The 23,875-nt window shown below is 64.8% G+C and carries 26 protein-coding genes; 8 read left to right on the forward strand and 18 right to left on the reverse strand.

Going from position 1 to position 23,875, the window contains the following annotated elements:
* Positions 1-664 (reverse strand): GGDEF domain-containing protein (locus tag CV770_RS34585; protein ID WP_201760169.1); only part of this gene is annotated, 664 nt, incomplete at its 3' end.
* Positions 665-805: 141 nt separating this feature from the next.
* Between CV770_RS34585 and purE the strand changes: the two genes are divergently transcribed.
* Together purE and CV770_RS34595 are read left to right on the forward strand one after the other, a co-directional pair.
* Positions 806-1,294 carry a 5-(carboxyamino)imidazole ribonucleotide mutase gene (gene purE / locus CV770_RS34590; RefSeq protein WP_018317812.1) on the forward strand — a complete coding sequence of 163 codons (489 nt, stop codon included), beginning with the start codon at positions 806-808 and terminating at the stop codon, positions 1,292-1,294.
* Positions 1,291-2,397, forward strand: a complete 1,107-nt coding sequence (locus tag CV770_RS34595) for a 5-(carboxyamino)imidazole ribonucleotide synthase (RefSeq protein ID WP_091956452.1) — start codon at positions 1,291-1,293, stop codon at positions 2,395-2,397. The genes purE and CV770_RS34595 overlap by 4 nt, the downstream gene beginning before the upstream one ends.
* Before the next feature lie 46 nt (positions 2,398-2,443).
* On the opposite strand, the gene aqpZ is transcribed toward CV770_RS34595, so the two are convergent.
* Positions 2,444-3,166 (reverse strand): aquaporin Z, encoded by a 723-nt coding sequence (aqpZ, locus tag CV770_RS34600; RefSeq protein WP_091956451.1) that lies wholly within the window; start codon positions 3,164-3,166, stop codon positions 2,444-2,446.
* Between the two features lie 262 nt (positions 3,167-3,428).
* Between aqpZ and rpsU the strand changes: the two genes are divergently transcribed.
* Positions 3,429-3,725 (forward strand): 30S ribosomal protein S21, encoded by a 297-nt coding sequence (rpsU, locus tag CV770_RS34605; RefSeq protein ID WP_008546194.1) that lies wholly within the window; start codon positions 3,429-3,431, stop codon positions 3,723-3,725.
* Between the two features lie 272 nt (positions 3,726-3,997).
* Positions 3,998-4,648 (forward strand): tetratricopeptide repeat protein, encoded by a 651-nt coding sequence (locus CV770_RS34610; protein ID WP_104465543.1) that lies wholly within the window; start codon positions 3,998-4,000, stop codon positions 4,646-4,648.
* 25 nt (positions 4,649-4,673) lie between these two features.
* Here the strand turns inward: CV770_RS34610 and CV770_RS34615 are convergent, their stop codons facing one another.
* From CV770_RS34615 to CV770_RS34670, 13 genes are all read right to left on the reverse strand, one after another.
* Positions 4,674-5,630: a prolipoprotein diacylglyceryl transferase gene (locus tag CV770_RS34615; protein ID WP_104465544.1), complete on the reverse strand. Its 957-nt coding sequence runs from the start codon at positions 5,628-5,630 to the stop codon at positions 4,674-4,676.
* A gap of 92 nt (positions 5,631-5,722) precedes the next feature.
* Positions 5,723-6,007 carry a cupin domain-containing protein gene (locus CV770_RS34620; protein ID WP_091956448.1) on the reverse strand — a complete coding sequence of 95 codons (285 nt, stop codon included), beginning with the start codon at positions 6,005-6,007 and terminating at the stop codon, positions 5,723-5,725.
* 27 nt (positions 6,008-6,034) lie between these two features.
* Positions 6,035-7,132: a calcium:cation antiporter gene (locus CV770_RS34625; RefSeq protein WP_104465545.1), complete on the reverse strand. Its 1,098-nt coding sequence runs from the start codon at positions 7,130-7,132 to the stop codon at positions 6,035-6,037.
* A gap of 50 nt (positions 7,133-7,182) precedes the next feature.
* On the reverse strand, positions 7,183-8,661 hold the full coding sequence (locus CV770_RS34630) for a sodium:proton antiporter (RefSeq protein ID WP_104465546.1): 1,479 nt from the start codon (positions 8,659-8,661) through the stop codon (positions 7,183-7,185).
* Entirely contained in the window at positions 8,615-9,412 is a 798-nt protein-coding gene (locus tag CV770_RS34635; protein ID WP_104465550.1) for an alpha/beta hydrolase, read from the reverse strand. Before CV770_RS34635 ends, CV770_RS34630 begins: the two co-directional genes overlap by 47 nt.
* A gap of 28 nt (positions 9,413-9,440) precedes the next feature.
* Entirely contained in the window at positions 9,441-9,611 is a 171-nt protein-coding gene (locus tag CV770_RS42885) for a hypothetical protein (RefSeq protein WP_201760170.1), read from the reverse strand.
* 19 nt (positions 9,612-9,630) lie between these two features.
* Positions 9,631-11,028: an NAD(P)(+) transhydrogenase (Re/Si-specific) subunit beta gene (locus tag CV770_RS34640; protein WP_028140295.1), complete on the reverse strand. Its 1,398-nt coding sequence runs from the start codon at positions 11,026-11,028 to the stop codon at positions 9,631-9,633.
* A 39-nt stretch (positions 11,029-11,067) separates the two neighbouring features.
* Positions 11,068-11,385, reverse strand: coding sequence for a proton-translocating transhydrogenase family protein (locus tag CV770_RS34645; protein ID WP_018317801.1), 318 nt, complete (start codon positions 11,383-11,385; stop codon positions 11,068-11,070).
* Positions 11,386-11,396: 11 nt separating this feature from the next.
* Positions 11,397-12,524: a Re/Si-specific NAD(P)(+) transhydrogenase subunit alpha gene (locus CV770_RS34650; RefSeq protein ID WP_091956445.1), complete on the reverse strand. Its 1,128-nt coding sequence runs from the start codon at positions 12,522-12,524 to the stop codon at positions 11,397-11,399.
* Positions 12,525-12,661: 137 nt separating this feature from the next.
* Positions 12,662-12,814, reverse strand: a complete 153-nt coding sequence (locus CV770_RS34655) for an aa3-type cytochrome c oxidase subunit IV (RefSeq protein WP_028140297.1) — start codon at positions 12,812-12,814, stop codon at positions 12,662-12,664.
* 97 nt (positions 12,815-12,911) lie between these two features.
* Complete coding sequence (locus CV770_RS34660; protein WP_091956444.1) at positions 12,912-13,307, reverse strand: type II toxin-antitoxin system death-on-curing family toxin; 396 nt, start codon at positions 13,305-13,307, stop codon at positions 12,912-12,914.
* A gap of 12 nt (positions 13,308-13,319) precedes the next feature.
* Positions 13,320-13,544, reverse strand: coding sequence for an AbrB/MazE/SpoVT family DNA-binding domain-containing protein (locus CV770_RS34665; RefSeq protein WP_018641564.1), 225 nt, complete (start codon positions 13,542-13,544; stop codon positions 13,320-13,322).
* Positions 13,545-13,645: 101 nt separating this feature from the next.
* Entirely contained in the window at positions 13,646-15,568 is a 1,923-nt protein-coding gene (locus CV770_RS34670; RefSeq protein ID WP_091956443.1) for a M3 family oligoendopeptidase, read from the reverse strand.
* A 127-nt stretch (positions 15,569-15,695) separates the two neighbouring features.
* Between CV770_RS34670 and CV770_RS34675 the strand changes: the two genes are divergently transcribed.
* From CV770_RS34675 to mepK, 3 genes are all read left to right on the forward strand, one after another.
* Positions 15,696-17,192 carry a sigma-54-dependent transcriptional regulator gene (locus tag CV770_RS34675; RefSeq protein ID WP_091956442.1) on the forward strand — a complete coding sequence of 499 codons (1,497 nt, stop codon included), beginning with the start codon at positions 15,696-15,698 and terminating at the stop codon, positions 17,190-17,192.
* Positions 17,193-17,539: 347 nt separating this feature from the next.
* Positions 17,540-19,750 carry a L,D-transpeptidase family protein gene (locus tag CV770_RS34680; protein WP_104465547.1) on the forward strand — a complete coding sequence of 737 codons (2,211 nt, stop codon included), beginning with the start codon at positions 17,540-17,542 and terminating at the stop codon, positions 19,748-19,750.
* A 269-nt stretch (positions 19,751-20,019) separates the two neighbouring features.
* Positions 20,020-21,645, forward strand: a complete 1,626-nt coding sequence (gene mepK, locus CV770_RS34685; RefSeq protein ID WP_104465548.1) for a peptidoglycan L,D-endopeptidase MepK — start codon at positions 20,020-20,022, stop codon at positions 21,643-21,645.
* A 123-nt stretch (positions 21,646-21,768) separates the two neighbouring features.
* Here the strand turns inward: mepK and CV770_RS34690 are convergent, their stop codons facing one another.
* From CV770_RS34690 to CV770_RS34700, 3 genes are all read right to left on the reverse strand, one after another.
* Positions 21,769-22,194, reverse strand: coding sequence for a hypothetical protein (locus tag CV770_RS34690; protein WP_091956439.1), 426 nt, complete (start codon positions 22,192-22,194; stop codon positions 21,769-21,771).
* A 148-nt stretch (positions 22,195-22,342) separates the two neighbouring features.
* Positions 22,343-22,615 (reverse strand): DUF2312 domain-containing protein, encoded by a 273-nt coding sequence (locus CV770_RS34695; RefSeq protein ID WP_014492426.1) that lies wholly within the window; start codon positions 22,613-22,615, stop codon positions 22,343-22,345.
* A 233-nt stretch (positions 22,616-22,848) separates the two neighbouring features.
* Complete coding sequence (locus CV770_RS34700; RefSeq protein ID WP_028140305.1) at positions 22,849-23,160, reverse strand: DUF1244 domain-containing protein; 312 nt, start codon at positions 23,158-23,160, stop codon at positions 22,849-22,851.
* A gap of 180 nt (positions 23,161-23,340) precedes the next feature.
* On the opposite strand from CV770_RS34700, the gene CV770_RS34705 reads away from it, so the two are divergent.
* Positions 23,341-23,875 (forward strand): DUF1036 domain-containing protein (locus CV770_RS34705; RefSeq protein WP_104465551.1); only part of this gene is annotated, 535 nt, incomplete at its 3' end.

Here is a 23,875-nt window from a genome sequence, read left to right on the forward strand (position 1 = left end):
TGGCGGCATCCGCCTCCTCCAGGGCGCGGCCCGCGTCGGACTGCGCCCCCAGCAGCGCGACACCGGCTGAGGCGCCCGCGGTCACCTCCTGGCCGCGAAAGACAAAGGACAATTCGTCGACCGCCTGCTCGAAGATGGCCGCCTTCGCCTTGGCGTCGGTCTCGCTGAGATTCCACAGCAGCAGCGCGAACTCGTCGCCCCCGAGCCGGCCGACCACGTCGGAGGCGCGGACCTGCCGCGTCAGCGTGGCGGCAATCGCCTTGAGCACCTCGTCGCCGGCGCCATGACCGAACGAATCGTTGATCGGCTTCAACCGATCGACGTCGAGCACGATCAGCGCCCCGCTGGCGCGGTAACGCTTCATGTAGGCGATGGCGCGCGCGAGCTCGCGCTCGAAGCCGCGCCGGTTCGGAATCTCCAGCAGGAAATCGGTGTCGGCCGCAGCTTCCAGTTCCGCGACACGGCGCTGCGCCTCCTTGAGCTTGGTCCGCAAGCCCCGGATCGTCGCCCTGACGGTATCCGTGACCCCATCGCCCGACGCGCCGCGCCCCGGCGGCCTCGCCGAACGCGTGGTCAGCCGTTTGGCGGCGGCTTTGGATCGGCCGGCGCTGGTCTTCCGGCCCTTTTTGGCCTTCGCAGCGCCTGCCCTTTTTGGTTTCTTCATGGGCATCCTGCTCAATGAAGGCTTGCGGGGATTCACCAAGACAGGATAGTGGATTCCCTTCTCCTTGCCACCGCCTTGCGAGCCGCCGGCCGGAACCGTTAATCTGGCCTATCTTTCTGTTTTTCGGGCACAATTAACGTCATGACCGCGCCGATCGCCATCATCATGGGAAGCCAGTCGGACTGGGACACGATGCGGCATGCCGCCGACACGCTTGCCGCGCTCGGCGTCGCCGCCGACACCCGCATCGTCTCGGCCCACCGCACCCCCGACCGTCTCTTTGCTTTCGCCAAGGGCGCCAAGGCCGCGGGTTACAAGGTCATCATCGCCGGCGCTGGTGGCGCTGCGCACCTGCCCGGTATGGCGGCGGCGCTGACCGAACTCCCGGTGTTCGGCGTTCCCGTCGAATCCAAGACGCTCAAAGGCCTCGATTCGCTCTATTCGATCGTCCAGATGCCCGCCGGCATCCCGGTCGGCACCCTCGCCATCGGCAAGGCCGGCGCAACCAACGCCGCACTGCTGGCGGCGGCCGTCCTGGCGTTGTCCGACCCGGCCTTGTCCGATCGCCTCGCCGCCTGGCGCAAGGCGCAGACCGAGGCGGTCGCCGAGCGCCCGGAGGACAAGGCGTGACCGACACCAGGCAGGTGAAGCTGAAGCCCGGTGACACCATCGGAATTCTCGGCGGCGGACAATTGGGCCGGATGCTGGCCATGGCTGCGGCGCGGCTCGGCCTGCGCTGTCAGGTGTTCTCGCCCGATCCGGACTCGCCGGCCTTCGACGTCGTATTGAACGCGACCTGCGCCGAATATGCCGACGTCGAGGCGCTCGAACTGTTCGCCAACGACGTCGACGTCATCACCTACGAATTCGAGAACGTGCCATCGGCCGCCGCGATGGTGCTGGACGCGCGCCGACCCGTGCTGCCCAACCGCAAGATTCTCGAGACCACCCAGGACCGACTCGCCGAGAAGGATTTCGTGACGCGGCTCGGCATCGGCACTGCGGCCTATGCCGACGTCACCTCGGTGTCCTCGCTGCGCGAGGCGATCGCCAGGATCGGCCTTCCGGCCGTGCTCAAGACCCGCCGCTTCGGTTATGACGGCAAGGGCCAGGCCATCATCCGCGAGGGCGACGATATCGCCAAGGTGTGGACCAGCCTCGCGACCAAATCGGCGATCCTGGAAGCCTTCGTGCCATACGAGCGCGAGATCTCCGTGATCGCCGCACGCTCGGTCACAGGCCAGGTCGAGTGTTTCGACGTCACCGAGAACGAGCACCGCGACCACATTCTGAAGATATCGCGCGCGCCGGCGCCGATCCCGGCTGCGCTCGCCGAGGAAGCACGCAGCATCGCCGGCAAGATCGCAAGCGCGCTCGACTATGTCGGCGTGCTCGCTGTCGAGATGTTCGTGCTCGCCAACGGCACCGGCCCGAAGGTGCTGGTCAATGAGATCGCCCCGCGCGTGCACAATTCCGGGCACTGGACGCTCGACGGCGCGTCGGTCTCTCAGTTCGAGCAGCACATCCGCGCCATCGCCGGCTGGCCGCTCGGCAAGCCCGTGCGCCACGGCGAAATCGTCACCATGACCAATCTGATCGGCGACGAGATCAACGATTACGAGAAGTGGCTGAGCGTGCCGGGCGCGACCGTGCACATCTACGGCAAGGGTGCGCCGCGCCCCGGCCGGAAGATGGGCCACGTCACCGAAGTCCGGCCGACGAAAGGCAAGTAGCGGGACCGCAGCTTCGAGCTGCGATCCCGCTCCGCTCGAAACCGCTTTAGGCCGTCTTCGCGCCTGCGACGACGCCCGTGGGCTCCTCGCTGAGCCAGCGATAGATCACCCCGCCCAGCGCGCCGCCGATCAGCGGTGCGACCCAGAACAGCCAGAGCTGCGCCGTCGCCCAGCCGCCGACGAACAGCGCAGGGCCCGTGCTGCGCGCCGGGTTCACCGAGGTGTTGGTGACGGGGATGCTGACGAGATGGATCATCACCAGCGCGAGCCCGATCGCGAGCGGTGCGAAGCCTGCGGGCGCGCGGCCATGGGTCGCGCCCATGATGATGAACAGGAACATCATGGTCATCACCACCTCGGTGAGGAAGCACACGATCATGCTGTACTGGCCGGGCGAATGCGCATCATAGCCGTTGGATGCGAAGCCCTTGCTGACATCGAATCCGGGAGCTCCGCTCGCGATGACGTAGAGGAGCCCGGCGGCCACGATCGCGCCGGCCACCTGCGCGATCACATAGGGCAGGATCTGCCCGGTCGGAAAACGCCCGCCGGCGGCAAGACCGACCGTGACGGCCGGGTTGAGATGGCAGCCGGAGATATGGCCGATCGCATAGGCCATGGTGACCACGCTCAGTCCGAATGCGAGGGAGACACCGACCAGACCGATTCCGACCTGCGGGAACCCGGCAGCGATCACCGCGCTTCCGCAGCCTGCGAATGTGAGCCAGAAGGTGCCGATGGCTTCAGCGGCGTATTTCTTGATATCCATGTGTCGTCCCCTGCTTTCAAAGATTCCGGAACAAAGCTCCGGAAACGGCCCCATCCCTGGCGTCGAATCGCCCAAATCAGGGCCGCACAGAGGTATTTTCGCCTCATTTAATGGCTGAACTTGGCCCGAATACTCGCTTGTCCGGTGGACATCCCGGGATTTGTCTGATACATCCGCGCCCTCAAGGTTAAGGGCTTGCGCGTTTTCGCCATCCCCTTCGTCTTACCAGAATTCAAATCCGATCCACTGAAGAGGATGCCGCGTGCAGGTTCTCGTTCGCGATAACAATGTCGACCAAGCCCTCAAGGCGCTGAAGAAGAAGATGCAGCGCGAGGGAATTTTCCGCGAGATGAAGCTCCGCGGTCATTACGAGAAGCCCTCCGAGAAGAAGGCCCGCGAAAAGGCCGAAGCCGTGCGCCGCGCGCGCAAGCTGGCCCGCAAGAAGCTGCAGCGCGAAGGCCTGCTGCCGATGAAGCCGAAGCCGGTGTTCGGCGCAGGTCCCGGCGGTGATCGCGGCGGTCGTGGCGGCCCGGGTGCAGGTCCGCGCGGACCGCGCTGATTTACCAATTTTTGCGAGATTTCAGTTTCGATAACGCGGGCCTTTGGCCCGCGTTATTGTTTGTGCGCGCTGCCCTTCTGAGCCGGGCACCATGGATGCGGCACGCAAACGCGATGAGATTTGGATTGAACGTCGTCGCGCTTTAGTTTGTTGTTTGACCTTGATCTCTACGCAAGCGCGTTCCGCCTTTGTCGCGAGGGAAAACCGCTGCATACTTTTCGCCAACGCGGCCCTTCGGGTCCGGATCATGCTCTAGCGCGAGCGAATCGTAGATGGCCTTCCCCTTCCTCCAGCACGGCTTGGCGCGGCGACGCCCGATCTGGCGGCCGCCGTTCGCGCTGGCGTTGATGGGGATTGCGCTGTGCGGCTGCTCCTTCGATCTGGGATCGCTGATGCCGGAGAAGGACAAGCCGCAGGAGGCCCCCAAGGCGGCCGCGCCCGCCGAGAGCGCGGTGAGCGCCGGCAACGTCACCGAAGCTCAGACCCACACCGCAAAAGCCCAATCCCTGGCCAAGTCAGGCGAGGTCGCGGCAGCGCTCGATGAGTTCAATCGCGCGGTCGGGCTCGATCCCTACAATGCGCAGGCGCTGTATGGCCGTGCCCTGATCTACCAGGGCAACAATCAGCACGACTTCGCCATCGCAGATTTCAGTGCTGCGAGCGGACTCAACCCCCAGAAGGTCGAGCCGCTGCTCGGCCGCGCCACCAGCTATCTCGCGCTCGGCAAGATCAAGGAGGCCACGGCCGATCTGGACGAGGCCTCCGAGGCCGATCCGCATAACGCGCAGGTCTGGACCACGCGCGGACAGGCCTATGAGCGGCTGGGCGACAGGGCCAAGGCGGCGGCGTCCTACACCAGGGCTGTCTCGCTTCGCCCACGCGACGACGCCGCGCGCAGCGGTCTTGCCCGCGTCGGCGGCTGACGGTTTTGACGGCGCGGGCGCCGTCTTAATCGGGGGTGGCGCCCTTCGGCAGAACGGAGTGGAACATCGACTTCATGCCCGACAGCATCTCGTCGGCGACATTGGTCTTCTTCGGCCGCGGCATGGAGCCACCGGCGTCGGCGCGCAGATCGAGCGGTGGCGCGATCACCGGCACGGGAATGTCAGCCGGCGGCGTCATCCGATTCGGATCATCGTTGCCGACCGAGGCCGTGTAGGGCGGATTGGCCGGCGAGGAGCCATCCTTGCCGTAGGCCTCCGGTGAGGGCGTCGATACCGTGATCGGCGGCGGCAGCGGACGGACCGTAGCCGGCTCCATGCTGACGACCCGCGGGGCCTCGGGCGCGCGGGCGGCTTCCCGCACGGCAGGCTCAGTCGGCCTCTCGGCTGACTTGGTCTCGGACGGCCTAACCTCGGCAGGTTTGGTTTCGGCAGACGACTTTCCTTCGGAAGACTTGCCCTCGGAAGATTTGCCCTCAGGAGTCTTGCGCAGGCGCTCGATCGCGGCACGCACGAGGTCGTTGGCGTCGGGGGCCGGAGCCGCGGCAGCCGGCGCCGAATTGGCCTCGACCACCGGAGCGGCGGGAGCAGGCGTGCTGGCGGCCGGGGTCGACTTGGCGACCGCCTTCTCGCGCGCCGACGGCTTACCACGCGGGCTGGCGTCGGCCGGGGCCACATCCGCAGCCTTGTGCTCGGCGGACGGCTGATCGGCAGCCTTTTCGGCCGCCGGCTTGTCCGTCACGCTCTTCTCGGGGATGCCTTTGGCCTTGACGCCCGGTGCAGGGAGATTGGCGACATCGGCGGGCTTGCCGTTCTTTCCGGCCTCGGCAGGGGCCACAACGGCCGCAGGGGCATCAGCCGCCGGCTTGGCGTTGATGTAGTGGTTAACGATGTACGCCCCGATGATCGTCGCGAGCACCGAGGGGAAAATATCCATCGAGATTTTAGCGAGGTATTTCAGCATTCCGGCCACTCCCCGCGCGATCTGATGCGGGAACTTTGGGGCATTGTAAGGGATCAACTGCGACGTATCGATGGCAAGTTTTAAGGCCGGACCTACGGCTTTAGCTCGATCTCAAGGAACACGATCTCGGTTGAGGTTTCGTTAAGTACGTCATGTTGGACGCCCGCCTTGCGGAAATAGGATTTCCCGGCTGCCAGCTGCGCCTTGGACCGCTCGCCGCCCGGCGCCACGATGGTCATTTCCCCCGCGACGACGGGAACGATCACATAGTCCATGCCGTGGGTGTGATGCCCGGTGGCGCCACCGGGCGGAAGCCGCCATTCGGTCACCCGGACCTCCTCGTTGTCGACCTGGACCTCGGACTTGGCGGCAAGCATCTGGAACCTCTCCTGGGACGTCGCGCTTCAGGGCACGAAAACCATGAACACGTAGACGGCAAATACCACCATATGGACCAGCCCGAACAGGACATTAGTCCTGCCGGTGCCGAAGGTCAGCATGCTCAGGAAGAAGGTCAGGAGCAAAAGCACACTGCCCTGGGCGCTGAGGCCGAGCGTGAGCTCCTTGTCGAGCGCGTAGGTGGCGACCCCGACGGCCGGGATGGTCAGCCCGATGGTGGCGAGAGACGAGCCGAGCGCGAGGTTGATGCTCTTCTGGAGGTCGTTCTTGCGGGCCGCCGATACGGCCGCGACGCCTTCCGGCATCAGGATCAGAAGGGCGACCAGAAGGCCAGCAAAGGCCGGCGGCGCGCCGATCTTGGCCGCGACGGCGTCCACCACCAGCGAAAACTTCTTGGCGAGCAGCACCACGGCCAGCAGCGCAATCAGCAGCAGCACGACGCTGACCACCAACATCCGGCCCGACAGATGCGCCTCGCCGCTGCCGCCGTCCGCCCGTTCATGGACGAAGTAATCCTTGTGCAGGACGGTCTGGGTGTAGAGGAACACCCCGTACAGCGCGAGCGTGACCACGTCGACGAAGCCGAGCTGAACCGCCGAATAGACCGGCCCCGGCGCGGTGGTCGTGTAGTTCGGCATGATCAGCGTGATGGTCGCGAGGGCGAACAGGACGCTGAGATAGACGTTGGCCCCCGAGAGCTGAAAGCCCTGCTCGCGATAGCGCAGGCCGCCGATGAAGATGCAGAGCCCGACGAGGCCGTTGCAGACGATCATGACCACGGCGAACACGGTGTCGCGCGCCAGTTCCGGGGCGGGCTTGTCGCCCAGCATGATCGTGGTGATCAGCGCCACCTCGATGACGGTCACCGAGAGCGTCAGCACCAGCGTGCCATAGGGTTCGCCGACCCGCTCGGCGATCACTTCGGCATGATGAACCGCGGCGAACACCGTGCCGAACAGGATAACCAGAAGGACGATGGCGAAGACGAGCCCGCCGAGCGACAGCGTGAAGACGTAGCCCGTCGCGCTGACGGCTGCGAACAACAGCACGGCCAGCGCCGGAAAGATCCAGGCCGACCGGGGCATCGGACTATGCGCGCTCATCTACCGGCTCCAATCACTCAATACGAGCAGTAGCAAATCGGCCGGCAGATTCAATGCCAGCGCAGGATCGGCGCGACCGGCAGCAGCGTCAGCAGCATGAACAGCGGAATCAGCACCGCGCCGGCGCGCACGAAATAGCCGAAGAAGCTCGGCATCTTGATGCCGTTCTCGCTGGCGATACTGCTGACCATGAAGTTCGGCGCATTGCCGATATAGGTGAGCGCTCCCATGTAGACGGCGCCCATCGAGATCGACGCGAGCGTGCCCGACAGCTGATGCATCAGCGTTTGCGGATCGCCGCCGGCAAGCTGGAAGAACAGGAGATAGGTCGGCGCATTGTCGAGGAACGCCGACATCAGGCCGGTGAACCAGAAATAGGCGACCTCGCGCGGCGTGCCGTCCGGTGCCGTCACGGCCGACAATAGCCAGGCAAAGGCGCCGTGATGGCCGGCATTGAGCATAGCAATGACCGGGATGATGGCGACAAAAATGCCCGCGAACAGTTTTGCGACCTCGCGGATCGGCTCCCAGGTGAAGCCGTTGGCCAGCCTGTGCTCGTCCGGTGTCAGCCACACCGACAGCGCCGCAATGGAAAGCAGCGCCACATTGCGCGCGATGTCTTCCAGCTCCAGCTTCGTTCCGAGAATGTCGAAAGCAACAGCAGGCTTCCACATCGCCGAGGCCAGCAGGCTCGCGACGATGGCTGCGATCAGCACGAGGTTGACGAGACCGCGGATGCGGACCGGATCCGCAGGACCGGCGTCGCTGAGCTCAGGCTCGCTGCGGAAGCGCCAGAAGTCGATGGCGATGAAGATCGCGAGCAGCAATCCGGCGACGATCGCGGTCTGCAGCCAGATGCTCCGCGTGGTCCAGAAGAAGTCGACGCCGTGCAGGAAACCGACGAACAGCGGGGGATCGCCGAGCGGGCTCAGCGCGCCGCCGACATTGGCGACCAGGATGATGAAGAAGATGATGACATGGGCATTGTAGCGCCGCGGCCGGTTGGCGCGGATCAGCGGACGGACCAGGATCATCGCGGCCCCCGTGGTGCCGACGATGCTTGCCATCAAGGTGCCGAGCGCGAGGATCCCGGCATTCGTCGCCGGCGTGGCCTTGATGTCGCCCGTGATGAGAATGCCACCGGCCACGACATAGAGCGCGAACAGCAGCACGATGAAGCCGAGATATTCAGCGAGCATGGCATGGACGAAAGCCATCAGCGTCGCCATGCTCCCGGCAAAAATGACGAGCGAGGCCAGCGCCAGCAGCGACCAGGCCGCAGCGATCTTGCCGTAATGATGGTGCCAGACTTTCGCAAACAGCAGCGGTCCGAGCGCGATCGACAGCAACAGGCCGGCAAAGGGAAGCGCATAGGGCCAGCGCATCGCAGCACCATCGAGCCCGGTTGCGGCCCAGGCCTGCTGCGGCAACAAAGCGAGGATGGCGGCGAGGGATATGCCCCAGAGCCGGGTGACGAGCCGTTCAGGATCCAATGAAGCGCCTTGCTGTTTCGATCGCACCGAATGCATCGAGATTGTCATGTCCGCCGCCCGCAAAGCGAACGAACTGCTTCGGTTCATGCGCGAGCGCGAACAGACGCTCTCCGAACACGATCGAAATGACAAGGTCATTGGTGCCATGCATCACCAGGAGCGGCACCGTGACGCGCGCGATCCGCTCGTCGGAAGGGAACGGATCGCGCATCAAGAGGCGCACCGGCACGTACCAGAATGATGAAGATGCAATGTCGGCCGTCGACGTATAAGGCGCCTCCAGGACCAGCTTTCCAACACGCTGTTCCGAGGCGAGCGCGACCGCCACGCCGGTCCCGAGCGAGAAGCCCCAGGCGACGATTCGTTCCGCCGTGTAGCGGGCCGTGGTGAAGGCGTAGGCGGCGGCGGCATCGCGCAGCAGACCCTCCTCGCTCGGCGCGCCGCTCGAGCCGGCATAGCCGCGGTAGGACAGCGCGACGAGGCCGGTGCCATCAGCCGTCATGGCCTTGAAGCGGCTGACCCGGCCGGCAAGAAAATCGCCATTGCCCGGAAAATACAGGATCACGGGACGACCGGGCCTCGCCGGCGCGTGCCAGACGATGATCTTCTCGCCATCCGAGGTGGTCAGGACATGCTCCTCCGCCTCGGGACAATCTGCCGCCTCAGGCGGGGTCCGCTTGGCGGTCGGTATCGGAAACAGCATCTCGCGCTGCCGGGCATAGAGCAAGACGAGCCCGGCGAGATAGACGGTCGCGAGCAGGATGACGGTCCATTTGGCGATGGTGATCATTGCGCGGCCGGCCCCCAGTTCAGGTTCAGGGCTTGCGACGGCTCCGCAGCAATTTCATGACGTCGGGCCGGAGGCTCCCCGATACGTCGCGGCAGCGGCACGCCGCCTTGTGGGCGGCATGCCATGCGACGCGCCGCTCGCGCGTCGCCTTGAGCGGCATGCGATGAGACCGGTGCCATTCCTTGTTGATGGCCACGGTCCGTTTCCTTCGCGTGCTACATCGCCTTGACGATGTTCTCGGTGACCTTCTTGGCGTCGCCGAGCAGCATCATGGTGTTGTCGCGGTAGAACAGCGGATTGTCGATGCCGGCATAGCCGGAGGCGAGCGAGCGCTTGATGAACATCACGGTGCCGGCCTTCCAGACCTGCAGCACGGGCATGCCGTAGATCGGCGAGGTCTTGTCCTCCTCGGCCGCCGGGTTGGTGACGTCGTTGGCACCGATCACGAAGGCGATGTCGGCCTGCGCGAACTCGGAGTTGATGTCCTCGAGTTCGAACACCTCGTCATAGGGCACGTTGGCTTCGGCGAGCAGCACGTTCATGTGGCCGGGCATGCGGCCGGCGACCGGGTGAATAGCGTACTTCACCTCGACGCCTTCCTTCTTCAGGATGTCGCCCATCTCGCGCAGCGCGTGCTGCGCCTGCGCCACCGCCATGCCGTAGCCGGGCACGATGATGACCTTCTGGGCATTCTTCATGATGAAGGCCGCGTCGTCGGCCGAGCCGAGCTTGGCGGGCTTCTGCTCGCCGCCGCCACCGCCGGCCGCCGCGGTCTCGCCGCCGAAGCCGCCGAGGATGACCGAGATGAAGGACCGGTTCATCGCGTGGCACATGATGTAGGACAGGATCGCGCCCGAGGAGCCGACCAGCGCGCCGGTGATGATCAGCGCGGAATTGCCGAGCGTGAAGCCGATGCCGGCCGCAGCCCAACCCGAGTACGAGTTCAGCATCGAGATTACGACCGGCATGTCGGCGCCGCCGATCGGGATGATCATGAGCACGCCGAGCGCCAACGCCAGGATGACGATCAGCCAGAAGTCGAGCGCGCCACCGGTCAGGACCAGACGGACGATGAAGAACACCAGCGCCACCGCAATCGCGATGTTGATGATGTGACGGGCGGGCAGGATGATCGGCGCGCCGCTCATCCGCGCGGACAGCTTCAGGAACGCGATCACCGAGCCGGTGAAGGTCAGCGCGCCGATGGCGACGCCGAGCGACATCTCGACCAGGCTCTGCGGATGGATGTTGCCGGGAGTGCCGATGTCGAAGGCCTCGGGCGCGTAGAACGCGCCGGCGGCGACCAGCACCGCGGCCATGCCGACCAGCGAGTGGAAGGCGGCGACCAGTTCCGGCATCGAGGTCATCGGCACGCGGCGGGCGATCACCGCGCCGATCGCGGCACCGATGGCGATACCGACGATGACGAGCACCCAGGCGAGGCCGTCTGCCGGCGGATGGTTGGCCAGCGTGGTGGCGACCGCAATCGCCATGCCGATCATGCCGAACAGATTGCCCTGGCGCGACGAAGCCGGGCTCGACAGCCCGCGCAGCGACAGGATGAACAGCACTCCCGCCACGAGATACAAAAATGCAGAGAGGTTGGCGCTCATCTCAGGTCCCCATTGATCCCTTCAGCCCGAGGTGGCCGCTTACTTCGACTTCTTCTTGTACATCGCCAGCATGCGCTGGGTGACAAGGAAGCCGCCAAAAATGTTCACGCAGGCGAAAATGAGCGCGACAAAGCCGAAGGCGCGGGCCCAGCCCGAGCCACTCGAGACGTTCGCGACGCCGCCGGCAAGCAACGCGCCGACCACGATCACCGAGGAGATCGCGTTGGTCACGCTCATCAGCGGCGTGTGCAGCGCCGGTGTCACCGACCACACCACGAAATAGCCGACGAAGACGGCGAGGACGAAGATCGACAGCCGGAAGATGAAGGGGTCGACGACCTGTGCAGCATGCTCCATGGCGGGTCTCCTTAAACCTTCGGCTGGAAGTTCGGGTGGATGACGGCGCCGTCTTTCGTGAGCGCGGTCGCCTTGACCAGTTCGTCGTCCCAGTTCACGGCGAGCTTCTGCTCTTTCTTGTCGACCATCGTCTCGATGAAGGAGAACAGATTGCGCGCGTAGAGGCTGGAGGCCGAGGCCGCGACGCGGCCGGCAACGTTGGTGTAGCCGACGATCTTGATGCCATCGAGGTCGACGACCTCGCCCGGCTTTGCACCCTCGACATTGCCGCCGCGCTCGACGGCGAGATCGACCAGCACCGAGCCCGGCTTCATCGACTTGACCATCTCGCCGGAGACGAGCTTCGGCGCGGGCCGGCCCGGAATCAGCGCCGTCGTGATCACGATGTCCTGCTTCTTGATGTGCTCGGCGGTGAGGGCGGCCTGCTTGGCCTGGTATTCCCTAGACATTTCCTTGGCGTAGCCGCCGGCGGTCTGCGCGTTCTTGAACTCCTCGTCCTCGACGGCGAGGAATTTCGCGCCGAGCGATTCGACCTGCTCTTTGGTCGCGGGCCGCACGTCGGTCGCGGTCACGATGGCGCCGAGACGGCGCGCGGTCGCGATCGCCTGGAGGCCGGCGACGCCGACGCCCATCACGAACACTTTCGCGGCAGGCACGGTGCCGGCAGCGGTCATCATCATCGGGAAGGCGCGGCCGAACGCCTCGGCGCCCTCGATCACCGCGCGGTAGCCGGCGAGGTTCGCCTGCGATGACAGCACGTCCATCACTTGCGCGCGGGTGATGCGCGGCATCAATTCCATCGCGAAGGCGGAGACGCCGGCATCGGCGATCGTCTTCAGCGCGGCCTCGTTGCCGTAGGGGTCCATGATGGCGATGACGAGCGCACCGCGCTTGTACTGCGCGAGCTCGGAGGCTTCAGGGCGCTTTACCTTGATGATGATGTCGGCATCCTTCAGCGCGTCTGCGCTGACGGTGGCACCGACCGCGGTGAATTCGGAATCCGGCAGGCCCGATTTGAGGCCGGCGCCCGGCTCGATGGCGATCTCGGCGCCCAGCGCCTTGAACTTCTTCACCGTATCGGGCGAAGCGGCGACTCGCGGCTCGAGCGGATCGATTTCCTTGGCAACGGCGATCTTCATAGGTCCTCCGGCGGCGCGGGACAGCGCGCGCGCAAACTAAGCGTTACTCCCGCGGCGTTCGATACCGGTTTTGGCACCGGCTTGGATGCAAATATTCTGGGCAGCTGCTGCCGCTGGCGTGTGCAGCTGCCGACAGATCAGGTCAGGAAGACCGCCATCAGGATCACGATGAGCGCGACCGAGACCGTGCCGTACTTCACCAGCTTGATGAAGCCCTCGTAGGTCTGCTCGTGAGCAACGTAGTCGTTGCCGTCGGCGGTGCTGTACGCCACTTCGCTATGATCAGCCATGGATTGTCCCCAGTCGAAAGTCGAATTGTTGGGCTGGGATACCGCAAAGTTTCAGGCAGGGCAACGGCACCGGGGCGCGGTTTTCCCGCAAATCAGGTCATTTGGAATCCCGATTGTCGCGGATCCAGCGGACGAGGCTCTGTTCGCTGACTTCACCGGCGGCGAGCGAGAGGATGATGGTTGTCGCTTCCGCAGGATCGGGAGTGAAGGCCACGCCGTTCTTGTGGAGGAAGACCATCATCGCCATGAAGGCGATGCGCTTGTTTCCATCGACAAATGCATGGTTTTTCGCGAGGCCAAATGCATATGCTGCGGCGAGTTCATCGATCGGCACCTGCTCGTACCGCCATTTGTTGATCGGACGGTCCAGCACCGAGCGCAACATGCCCTCGTCGCGTAATCCCGGCGCACCGCCGAAGCGGCGGAGTTGTCTACTGTGAATTGCGACGGCCTGCTCGTAGGTGATCCAGAGCGGCTCCTGGAGATCGCCCATCTGGGTAGCAAGCTATTTTGCGAGCGCAGCGAGCGTGTCGCGATACTTGTCCATCACCTCGTCGGCGATTTCCATCGTCCGCTCGAAATCGGGGTCGTAGGGCAACAACTGAAAACCACCGCCGGGTAATTCCACGATGTGCAATTGCTGTCCGCGCTTGAGATCGAGCCGCTGCATCAGCTCGCGCGGCAGCAGCAGACCGTCGGAATTGCCGATTTTCTTGATCTCGATCTTCATGGGCTTGCCTCAAGGACGTTATACATATGTATAACACCACTAGTCAGGGCCGTTCAACAGATGTTTTACGCTCTGTTTGGCGTCTGGAGCAGCTACCCGCCTCAGCCCATCGCCTCCAGCTCGTCGATCATCCCCGCGATGACACTCAGGCCGCCGTCCCAGAACTTCGGGTCCTTGGCATCGAGCCCGAACGGCCGCAGCAACTCGGAATAATGCTTGGTGCCGCCGGCAGCTAGCATGTCGAGATAACGCTCGGCAAAGCCCTCGTTCGCGTTCTCGTAGACCGCGTAGAGCGAGTTCACGAGGCAATCGCCGAACGCATAGGCGTAAACGTAGAATGGCGAATGGATGAAGTGCGGGATGTACATCCAGTAGTTCTCATAGCCCGCCTTGATCTCGATCGCTGGACCCAGGCTCTCGCCCTGCACCGACAGCCAGATCTCGCCGAGCCGCGTCGCGGTGAGCTCGCCGTTCTTGCGCTCGGTGTGGACCGCGCGCTCGAACGAGTAGAACGCGATCTGCCGCACCACGGTGTTGATCATGTCCTCGACCTTGCCGGCGAGCAGCGCCTGGCGCTGTTTTGCATTTTTGGTCTGGGCAAGGAGCCGCCTGAACGTCAGCATCTCGCCAAACACACTGGCGGTCTCGGCCAACGTCAGCGGCGTCGGCGCCATCAGCGCGCCGTTCTTCGCCGCCAGCACCTGGTGCACGCCATGGCCGAGCTCGTGGGCGAGCGTCATCACGTCGCGCGGCTTGCCCTGGTAGTTCATCAACACATAAGGGTGCGCCGACGGCGTGGTCGGATGTGAGAATGCGCCCGGCGCCTTGCCCGGCCGCACCGGCGCGTCGATCCAGCGATCGGTGAAGAAGCGCTCGGCGATATCAGCCATTTTGGGCGAGAAGCCGCGATAGGCCGTCAGCACCATGTTGCGCGCGTCGGGCCAGCCGATGGTATCGGTCGCGGCAAAGGGCAGCGGCGCATTGCGATCCCAATAAGCGAGCCGCTTCTTGCCGAACCACTTCGCCTTCAACGCGTAATAGCGATGCGACAGCTTTGGATAGGCCGCCCGCACCGAGGCGACCAGCGCATCCACCACTTCGCGCTCGACGCGGTTGTTCAGATGGCGGGAATCCGCGACGTCCTGGAAGCCGCGCCAGCGGTCGGAGATGTCCTTGTCCTTGGCGAGCGTGTTGGTGATCAGCGCAAAGGTCCGCTCATTGGCCTTGAAGGTTTTTGCCAGTGCCTCGGCCGCGCTCTTGCGCTTGGCGCCGTCGCGGTCCTGCAGCAGATTGAGCGTCGGCTCGATCGCCAGCTCCTTGGCCCCGACCTTGAAGCGCAGTCCGGAGATGGTCTGGTCGAACAGCCGGTTGAAGGCGGAATAGCCGGTCTGCGCCTTCTCCAGGAAAAGCTGCTCGAGCTTGTCGTCGAGCTGATACGGCTTCTCCTTGCGCAGATCCTCGATCCAGGGACGGTAGTGCGCGAGCTCGGGCGCTTGCATGGCCCGGTTCAAAATATCGTCATCGACACGATTGAGCTCGAGCGCAAAGAACAGCAAATGCGTGGACGCCGCCGTCAGCCGCTCCGACACATCGCCGTAAAACTTTGAAATCGCAGGGTCCACGCTGTCGCCGGCGTGGACGAGCCCGGCATAGGAACCGAGACGGCCGGCAAGATCGTCGATTGCCTCATAGCGTCGCACGGCTTCCGCGAGCCATTTTCCGCCATCTTCGTTTGCTGTCCCTGTCTCCAGCTTGCCCTTGTAGTCCGTCTCGAACGCGACGCAGTCGGCATCCATCGTTTCGAGATCGCGCGCCACTTCCGGCGCATCGATCCCGGAATAGAGATCGGCCAGGTTCCACTCCGGAAGCTTGCCGGTCTTGCTCGCGGGCTTTGCGAGTGAAGACCCGGAGGACTTCGTCTTGACGGCAGATTTCTTGGCGGGGGATTTCTTGGCGGGGGATTTCTTGGTGGCTGGCTTGTGGAGAGCGGACTTTTTAAGGGCAGGCTTGGAGCGCGAATTCATTGTGTGGGAAACCTGTGTTCAACAAGCGCGACGGCGGGCGGAGGCATCAAGGTTTAAGAGTGCGTTAATCGGCTTCGGCCAGAGTGCCCCGATTCGAGACAGATAGTAGTAGCGTGCGGGGAACACCATGGCTGCCAGTATTTTGATCGCCGATGACGACGCCGTAGCCCGCCGGCTGGTCGAGAACATGGTGCAGAAATGCGGCTATGAGACGGTCGTCGTGGACTCCGGTGACGCCGCGATCGCCGCCCTTACCGCCCCCGACGCGCCGGCCATCGACGCCGTCATCCTCGATCTCGTGATGCCCGGCCTCGACGGCATGGGCGTGCTGGCGAAAATCCGCGAAGCAGGTCTCAGCGTCCCCGTCATCGTGCAGACCGCCCATGGCGGCATCGACAACGTGATCTCGGCGATGCGCGCCGGCGCTGCCGATTTCGTGGTCAAGCCGGTCGGTGTGGAGCGGCTCCAGGTCTCGCTGCGCAACGCGCTCAACGCCTCCGCGCTCAAGGGCGAATTGCAACGCATCCGGCACAGCCGCGAGGGCCGGCTCACGTTCTCCGACATCATCACCCGCGCCGAGGCGATGGCTGGCGTGATGCGCGCCGCGCAGAAGGCGGCGAACTCCGCGATTCCCGTTCTGATCGAAGGCGAGTCCGGCGTCGGCAAGGAGATGTTCGCGCGCGCCATCCATGGCAGCGGCGAGCGCAAGGCCAAGCCCTTCGTCGCCGTCAATTGCGGCGCGATCCCCGACAACCTCGTCGAGTCCATTCTGTTCGGCCACGAGAAGGGCGCTTTCACCGGCGCGACCGAGCGGCACATGGGCAAGTTCGTCGAGGCCCATGGTGGCACGCTGTTTCTGGACGAGGTCAGCGAGCTGCCGCTGACCGCGCAGGTCAAGCTGCTGCGCGCGCTCCAGGAAGGCGCGGTCGAGGCGGTCGGCGGCCGCAAGCCCGTCAAGGTCGATGTCCGCATCGTCTCGGCAACCAATCGCCGGCTGCTGGAGCGGGTGAAACAAGGACACTTCCGGGAAGACCTGTTCTATCGCCTGCACGTGCTGCCGCTGACGATCCCCTCGCTCCGGGCCCGGCGCGAGGACATCCCGCATCTGCTCCGGCATTTCCTGGCGCGGTTTGCCGCCGAGGAGAACCGCGCGATCACCGGCATCAGCGGCGAAGCCATGGCCCATCTTGCCCAGCTCGACTGGCCCGGCAACATCCGCCAGCTCGAGAACGCAGTCTACCGCGCGGTGGTGATGAGCGACGGCGACCAGCTCGGCCTCGGTGACTTCCCTCTGCTCGCTTCGCAGCCGCATCCCGTAACCGAGATTCCGACTGCTCCGCTGATGCTCGAGCCGGCGGCGACCCCTTCGTTGGTATCGGGTAATGAAATACCAATCGCGCCGCTCCCGGCGGTGGGCACGCTCGCCCTGCTCACCGCGACCGGCGATGTCCGCTCGCTGGAGGACATGGAGAACGAGATCATCCGCTTCGCGATCTCGCACTACCGCGGCCAGATGTCCGAGGTGGCTCGCCGCCTCAAAATTGGCCGGTCCACCCTCTACCGCAAACTCGACGAGGCCGGGGTTCCCGGACATGGCGGGAAAAGCGGCGAGGAGACGCACTGAGCACCATGCGAACGAGGGTTCGCGCGGCGATGCGGGAGCGGCTGTAAGCCGTTCGCCTGACGACAGAAATCGACTGCTTCTTGAACCGTGACTTGGAAGTGACAGACACAGGGAAAAGCGCGCTGTGCAGGCGCACAATCCGTTGCCAAGAGGCTCCCTTGAAGTCAGTTTGGCGTGAGTTGTCCCGGTTAGCGCTGGCTGCAAAACCGGGGCCTGTATATCGTCTGCGTATGAATCGTTGCGTGCAGGCGTGCAACTTTCGAGAGGCCGGCGCGATTTAGCCGAAGCTCAATAGGCGATAACAAAGCTGTTCCACGAGGGACAGTTCACCCGAGGGGTGCGACACAATGCGTGACTGTTTGAACCACCGTGCGGGCTTCGACCGTGTCTTGATGACGGTCGCAGCGACCTTCCTCACGGTGTCGGCCAGCTCGGCCCTGGCGCAAGATCAGGCGCGCAGCAGCGCCGCCGAGCTCGCGATCGAAGCCGCGATCCCGCGCCCCGAGCCGGCCAACGTCCCGCCCCCGACCGCCTCCGATATCAAGCTCGACACCACCGCCACGGTGCAGGATTCCGCCAAGGAGCCGGCACAGGCGCCCGTAAAGGCTGACGTCGCGCCGGCCCCCGACAAAGTCGAGACCAAGCCTTCCGACGTCGCCACCACGCCCGCCACCGAGGCGCCGAAGAGCGAGACCGCCAAGACCGAACCTGCGAAGACCGAGCCTGCAAAGACCGAGCCGGCCAAGGCAGACACCGCCATGCCGGCTGCGCCTGCGGCACCCGCCACGGCTGCGGCTCCTGCCGTTGAGCCCGTGAAGGCTGCGAGCAACGTTCCCGCCGCCGACCAGCCGGTCGCCGATAAGCTCAAGGACATCATCGGCGCCAAGACCTCGCGCCATTTCGACCGCAAGAACGAGCGCGCGGCGATCGAGAAGTTTTATGGCGCACGCGACTTCGCGCCGATCTGGACACAGGGCGGCAGCCTGACCACCGCGGCCAAGGGCGTCATCGCGCGGCTGAAGGACGCGGCGTCCGACGGCCTCAATCCCGCCGACTATCCGGTGCCGGACTTCGCCAGCGCCACCACGCCCGATGCGCTGGCCGATGCCGAGCTCAAGCTCACCGCCAGCATGTTCGACTATGCGCGCCAGGCCCAGAGCGGCCGCATGCATTGGTCGCAGGTCAGCGGCGACATCCTTTATCCCGAGCATCCGGTCGACCCGAACGAGGTGCTCGCCAAGGTCACGACCGCGACGGATGCCTCCGCTGCGCTCGACAGCTACAATCCGCCGCACAAGCTCTACAAGGAGCTGAAGGCCAAGCTCGCCGAGCTTCGCGGTCAAGGCAACGGCCCGGTGATCGAGATCGCCGACGGTCCGGCGCTGAAATACACCCCGGCCAGCAAGAAGCAGGCTGAGATCGTCGTGGAAGATGCGCGCGTGCCGCAACTCCGCGCCAAGCTCGGCCTTGCCGAGAACGCCAGCGACACCCGCTATGACGCAGCGGTCGCCGACGCCGTGCGAAAATTCCAGAGCGGCGCGGAGATGAAGGCGACTGGCATCCTCGACGACAAGACGGTCAAGGCGCTCAACACCCCGAAGCGCGACAAGCAGATCGACGTGGTGCTGGTGAACATGGAGCGCTGGCGCTGGCTGCCGCGCGATCTCGGCGCGCCCGCGCTGGGTGATGCCTATGTGATCCTCAACATTCCCGACTACACCCTGAAGGTGATGCAGCGCGGCCAGCAGGTCTGGACCACCCGCGTCGTCACCGGCAAGCCGGGCACGCACGCGACGCCGCTGCTCACCGAGACGATGAAGTACATCACGGTCAATCCGACCTGGAACGTACCGCCGTCGATCGTCTACAACGAGTATCTGCCGGCGCTTCAGCAGGACCCGACCGTGCTGCAGCGCATGGGCCTCAAGCTCGAACAGAACCGCGACGGCTCGGTGCACATCTCGCAGCCGCCCGGTGAGGCCAACGCGCTCGGCCGCGTTCGCTTCAACTTCCCGAACAAGTTCCTGGTCTATCAGCACGACACGCCGGACAAGAACCTGTTCGCCAGGGAAGATCGCGCCTTCAGCCATGGCTGCATGCGCGTGCAGAACCCGGATCAGTACGCGTCCGTACTGCTCAACATCACCATGCCGAACGAGAAGTACACGCCCGAGCGCGTGCGCAGCATGTACGGCAAGAGCGAGATCGACCTGAAATTCCCGACTCCGGTCCCGGTCAACATCACCTATCAGACCGCCTTTGTGGACGATGCCGGCAAGCTGCAGTTCCGCAAGGACGTCTATGGCCGCGACGCGACCATGATCAACATCCTGAAGAACAACCGCGGCAAGGATCTCGAGGCCGTCGTTGCGCACTCGCAGCCGAGCTATTCGCGCCCGGCGACGACCCTGCCCTCAGGCGTGGCCGTGGCCAACAATGGCGGTGGCTTCGGCTCGTCGGGCCCGAACTTCTTCGAGCGGCTGTTCGGAGGCGGGGCCCCGACCCCGCCGCCGGCTCCGGTTGGCCGCCGGCCCCAGCAGCGGGTGTTCACCCGGTAAGGCTGCGGGGCCTCAGCTTTTCGAATTCCACAACGATATCAACGGCCCCGTCCCATGGATGGGGCCGTTTAACGTTAACCATTGTCCACCTGGCTCCCGGCACCGGGCGTTTTTTTGCCACACTCAACGGGTTAGGATTGTAGTCTGACTTGGTTTGGGCGCGGGAAGGTCAACCTCGAATTAACCTTCTCGCTTTAAGAAAGCGTTCATCCTCTTTCGCGCTGCTACGGGGTTGGCGGGAGAGTCCATTTTGAACGCTCGTCGACTGGGTGGGCTCATACGTGCTGACTGGTCTCGCACGCCAACTTGCTGTGCTGTCGTTGTCCCATGCGGGAGTGAAGACCGGTTCGCGGATCGGTCTTGCTGCCATATTGCTGCTTGCGGGCGCAGGCTCGGTTCATAACGCCGCCGCGCTGAACGAGACCAAGACGCTCTCCTTCCACCACACCCATTCCGGCGAAGACCTGACCGTCACCTTCAAGCGCGATGGCCGCTATGACGAAGCGGCGCTGAAGCAGCTCAATCACTTCCTGCGCGACTGGCGCACCCAGGACGAGACGGTCATGGACCGCCGCCTCTTCGATATCCTCTGGGAAGTCTACCGCGACGTCGACGGCAAGCAGCCGATCCAGATCATCTCCTCCTACCGCTCCCCCGCCACCAACGCCATGCTCCGCCGCCGCTCCTCGGGTGTGGCGCGCGCCAGCCGGCACATGCTGGGCCATGCGATGGATTTCTACATTCCGGGCGTGCCGCTGGAGCAGATCCGCTTCGCCGGCCTGCGCCTCCAGCGCGGCGGCGTCGGCTTCTATCCGACCTCCGGCTCCCCCTTCGTGCATCTGGATACCGGCAGCGTCCGGCACTGGCCGCGGATGACGCATGACCAGCTCGCCCGCGTCTTCCCGGACGGAAAGACGGTGCATCTGCCGACCGACGGCGTGCCGCTGAAGAACTATGAGCTCGCCAAGGCCGAGATCGAGCGCCGCGGCAATGGCGACGACTCCAGCAGCAAGCCGAACTTCTTCGCCGCTTTGTTCAAGGGCAAGTCCGCCGCTCCGGCCGCCAGCAGCGACGAGGACGACGAGGGCGCGCCCGCGCCGGCCGCCAAGCCGGCGGCAGCAACTGTCGTCGCAGCCGCAGCCAAGCCCGCCGATCCGGTGCCGACGCCGCGCGCCAAGCCGCAGATCGCCGCCGCGATCCAGCTCGCCTCGGCCGACGCACAGCTCGTCGCGCCGCCCAAGCCGAAGCCCGCGCCGGTGGCTGACAAGCCGGCACCCAAATCTGCGGACGGCAAGCCGGAGACCCCGGCCGACATCATCAATGCCCGCGGCTTCTGGGATGATGTCCCGGCCGCGCCGCAGCAGGCGACGCCGGCGCAAATCGCTGCGCTGAAGGCCCGCCAGGCGCTCGCCTCTGCCACCGATCCGCAAGCAACCGCGAGCGTGTCCAACACGGCCCTTCAGGCGCTGGCTTTCGCGCCGGCCGCCTCCCCGGTCGATCGCGCCAATGTCGTCGCCGCCTCCGCGCCGATCCCGCGCTCGGCCCGTCCCGCGTCGCGCAGCATCGCTCAGGCGACCGAAATCAACACGGTGGTCGGCAAGAGCGTCGACGGTGCGGTCGCGACCGCGACCCGCCTCTCGGCCTCCAAGAGCGAGAGCATCTGGCTCAAGATCGTGATGCTGTCGCCGAGCGCCAGCCGCGCGATGTCGGTCACGCTGATGGGCGAGCTCGATACGGCCGCGCTGCGCGGCTATTTCGTCAAGCCGCAGGCCGTGATCGCGATGGGCTTTGTCGACGACCCGATGCACGGCCTGTCCTGCGACAGTTTTTCGGGCAGCGCGACCGCGAAGCTCCAGACGACGTCGTTCGTCATGCGCACCGCCGCGCTGCGCTGATAGAAGCGGCGATTTCCACGAACTCGATCTCGTAGCCCGGATGGAGCGCAGCGCAATCCGGGAACAGTCGCGCGTGTTAAGAGGCCCCGGATTTCGCTGCGCTCCATCCGGGCTACAAGTGCCCTACCGCGCTTTCCTCGCTCGCCGGTCCAGATGATACGTCAGCGCCAGCGACAGGCAGACCGATAGCTCGCGGCTTGGCAGCTTGCCCACCACCGGCAACAACACCGCCCGGGTCTGCCGGTATTCGAACCGATCGGGAAAGCGTTCGCGGAAGCTATCGATCAGCGTCGTCTTGCAATTGAACAGGATGGCGGCGTGTGCGGAGTCCTTGACGCGGCCGAGCCGGATCGTCGAGCCGCTGCCGGTCTCGTCGGTCAGATATGCCGGCTCGCCCCATTTCAGCGTCTCGGTGAGCCGGCCGACCTCTTCATACGCCGCGGCCGTCGCGAAGATCAGCGCGCGCACCTGAAGCAGCCGCTTGCCGATCGGCGTTGGAAGAGCGCCAAAGGCACGGTTCACCTCGCGCGGCAGCGGTGGCGCAGTCATTCGCGACTCCGTTCGCAAACGAAACACGCGCAATTTGTAGCCCGGATGGAGCGCGGCGCAATCCGGGGATTGCTTTCACACTGCGAGAACCCGGATTTCGCTGTCGCTCCATCCGGGCTACCGCAGTCGTGCTTGAGGCGCGAACGCCTCAGAGCATGCCCAGCGCTTGCATGTAGGTCTCGAGAATCGTCTCGGCCTCGGCGCGCTCGTTGGGGTCCTGCTTGCGCATGCGCACGATGGTGCGCAGCGCCTTGACGTCGTAGCCGTTGCCTTTGCTTTCGGCATAGACGTCGCGGATATCGTCGGAGATCGCCTTCTTCTCTTCCTCCAGCCGCTCGATGCGCTCGATGATGGATTTGAGCTGGTCCTTGGCAAATTTCGTCGCGGGCTCGTCGTCGCGAACGGCGGCGGAGGTGGCCATCTAGGTACTCCCAATGGAACTGGCAAAACGAGGTGACGCCGGCATCCCTCACCGCGCGTGCTGGTAGACCCTTAGGGTTGGTACCGACTGCGTTCAAGGCAGCATCGCGCTCGTCCACAGCGCGCCCACAGGAGATGACGTCGTCATTCCGGGGCGTCCGAAGGGCGAACCCGGAATCTCGAGATTCCGGGTTCGATGCTTTGCATCGCCCCGAAATGACGAAACGGAATTCCTCAGTGCCCGTGCCCGTGGGGATGGACCTTCTTCATCGTCTCGAGCTGTTCTGGCGTGGCCGTGCCCTGGTATTTCGACTTCCAGGTCTCGTAGGGCATGCCGTAGACGGCCTCCCGGCTCTCGTCCTTGCTTAAGGCGACGCCTTGGGCGTCGGCGGCTTCCTTGAGCCAGTTGGACAGGCAGTTGCGACAGAAGCCCGCCAGATTCATCATGTCGATGTTCTGGACATCCGTCCGCGACTTCAGATGATCGACCAGACGCCGGAAAGCGGCCGCCTCGAGCTCCGTTCTGGTTTTGTCGTCGATTGCCATGGCTGTGTCCCTTGATATTCCCTTTGGGCCTGCCCCGATTGCGGTCACCCTTACGGGATCAGGTGGGTCCTGTCACAGATTTTGCCATATCCCGGCGCAAACCCACCCGAACCCGGCCTTGAGGCAGTTCCCCGGCCCCCTACGCCAAATCGCCAATGATCTGATATAGCTTCCGCGACAATGATCGCCGAATCTCCCCGCTCCCCCCTTCGCATGCTCGCCCGGTTGGTCCCGGTGCTGGCGATTGGCCTGCTGTGCTTGTGGAGCAGCCCGGCCTCCGCCGATTTCCGTCTCTGCAACAACACGTCGAGCCGGGTCGGCATTGCGCTCGGCTACAAGGACGCCGAGGGCTGGACCACCGAGGGCTGGTGGAACATCTCGTCCCGCTCCTGCGAGACCCTGCTGCGGGGAACGTTGGTCGCCCGTTACTATTACATCTACGCCATCGACTACGACCGCGGAGGCGAGTGGTCGGGGCAGGCCTTCATGTGCTCGCGCGACAAGGAGTTCACCATCCGCGGCACCGAGGATTGCCTCGCGCGGGGCTATGACCGGACCGGCTATTTCGAGGTCGATACCGGCGAGCAGCGGGCGTGGACGGTGCAGCTTACCGATGCCAACGAACAGCCGGCGCAGCAACGCGTACCCGGCCTCCCCGGTCCGGTCGGCCCGGGCGGGGTTCCGGGTTTGCCCAATAGCCCGCCCGGTGGTACGC

This window comes from Bradyrhizobium sp. AC87j1 (assembly GCF_002936975.1).
Classification (GTDB): domain Bacteria; phylum Pseudomonadota; class Alphaproteobacteria; order Rhizobiales; family Xanthobacteraceae; genus Bradyrhizobium; species Bradyrhizobium shewense.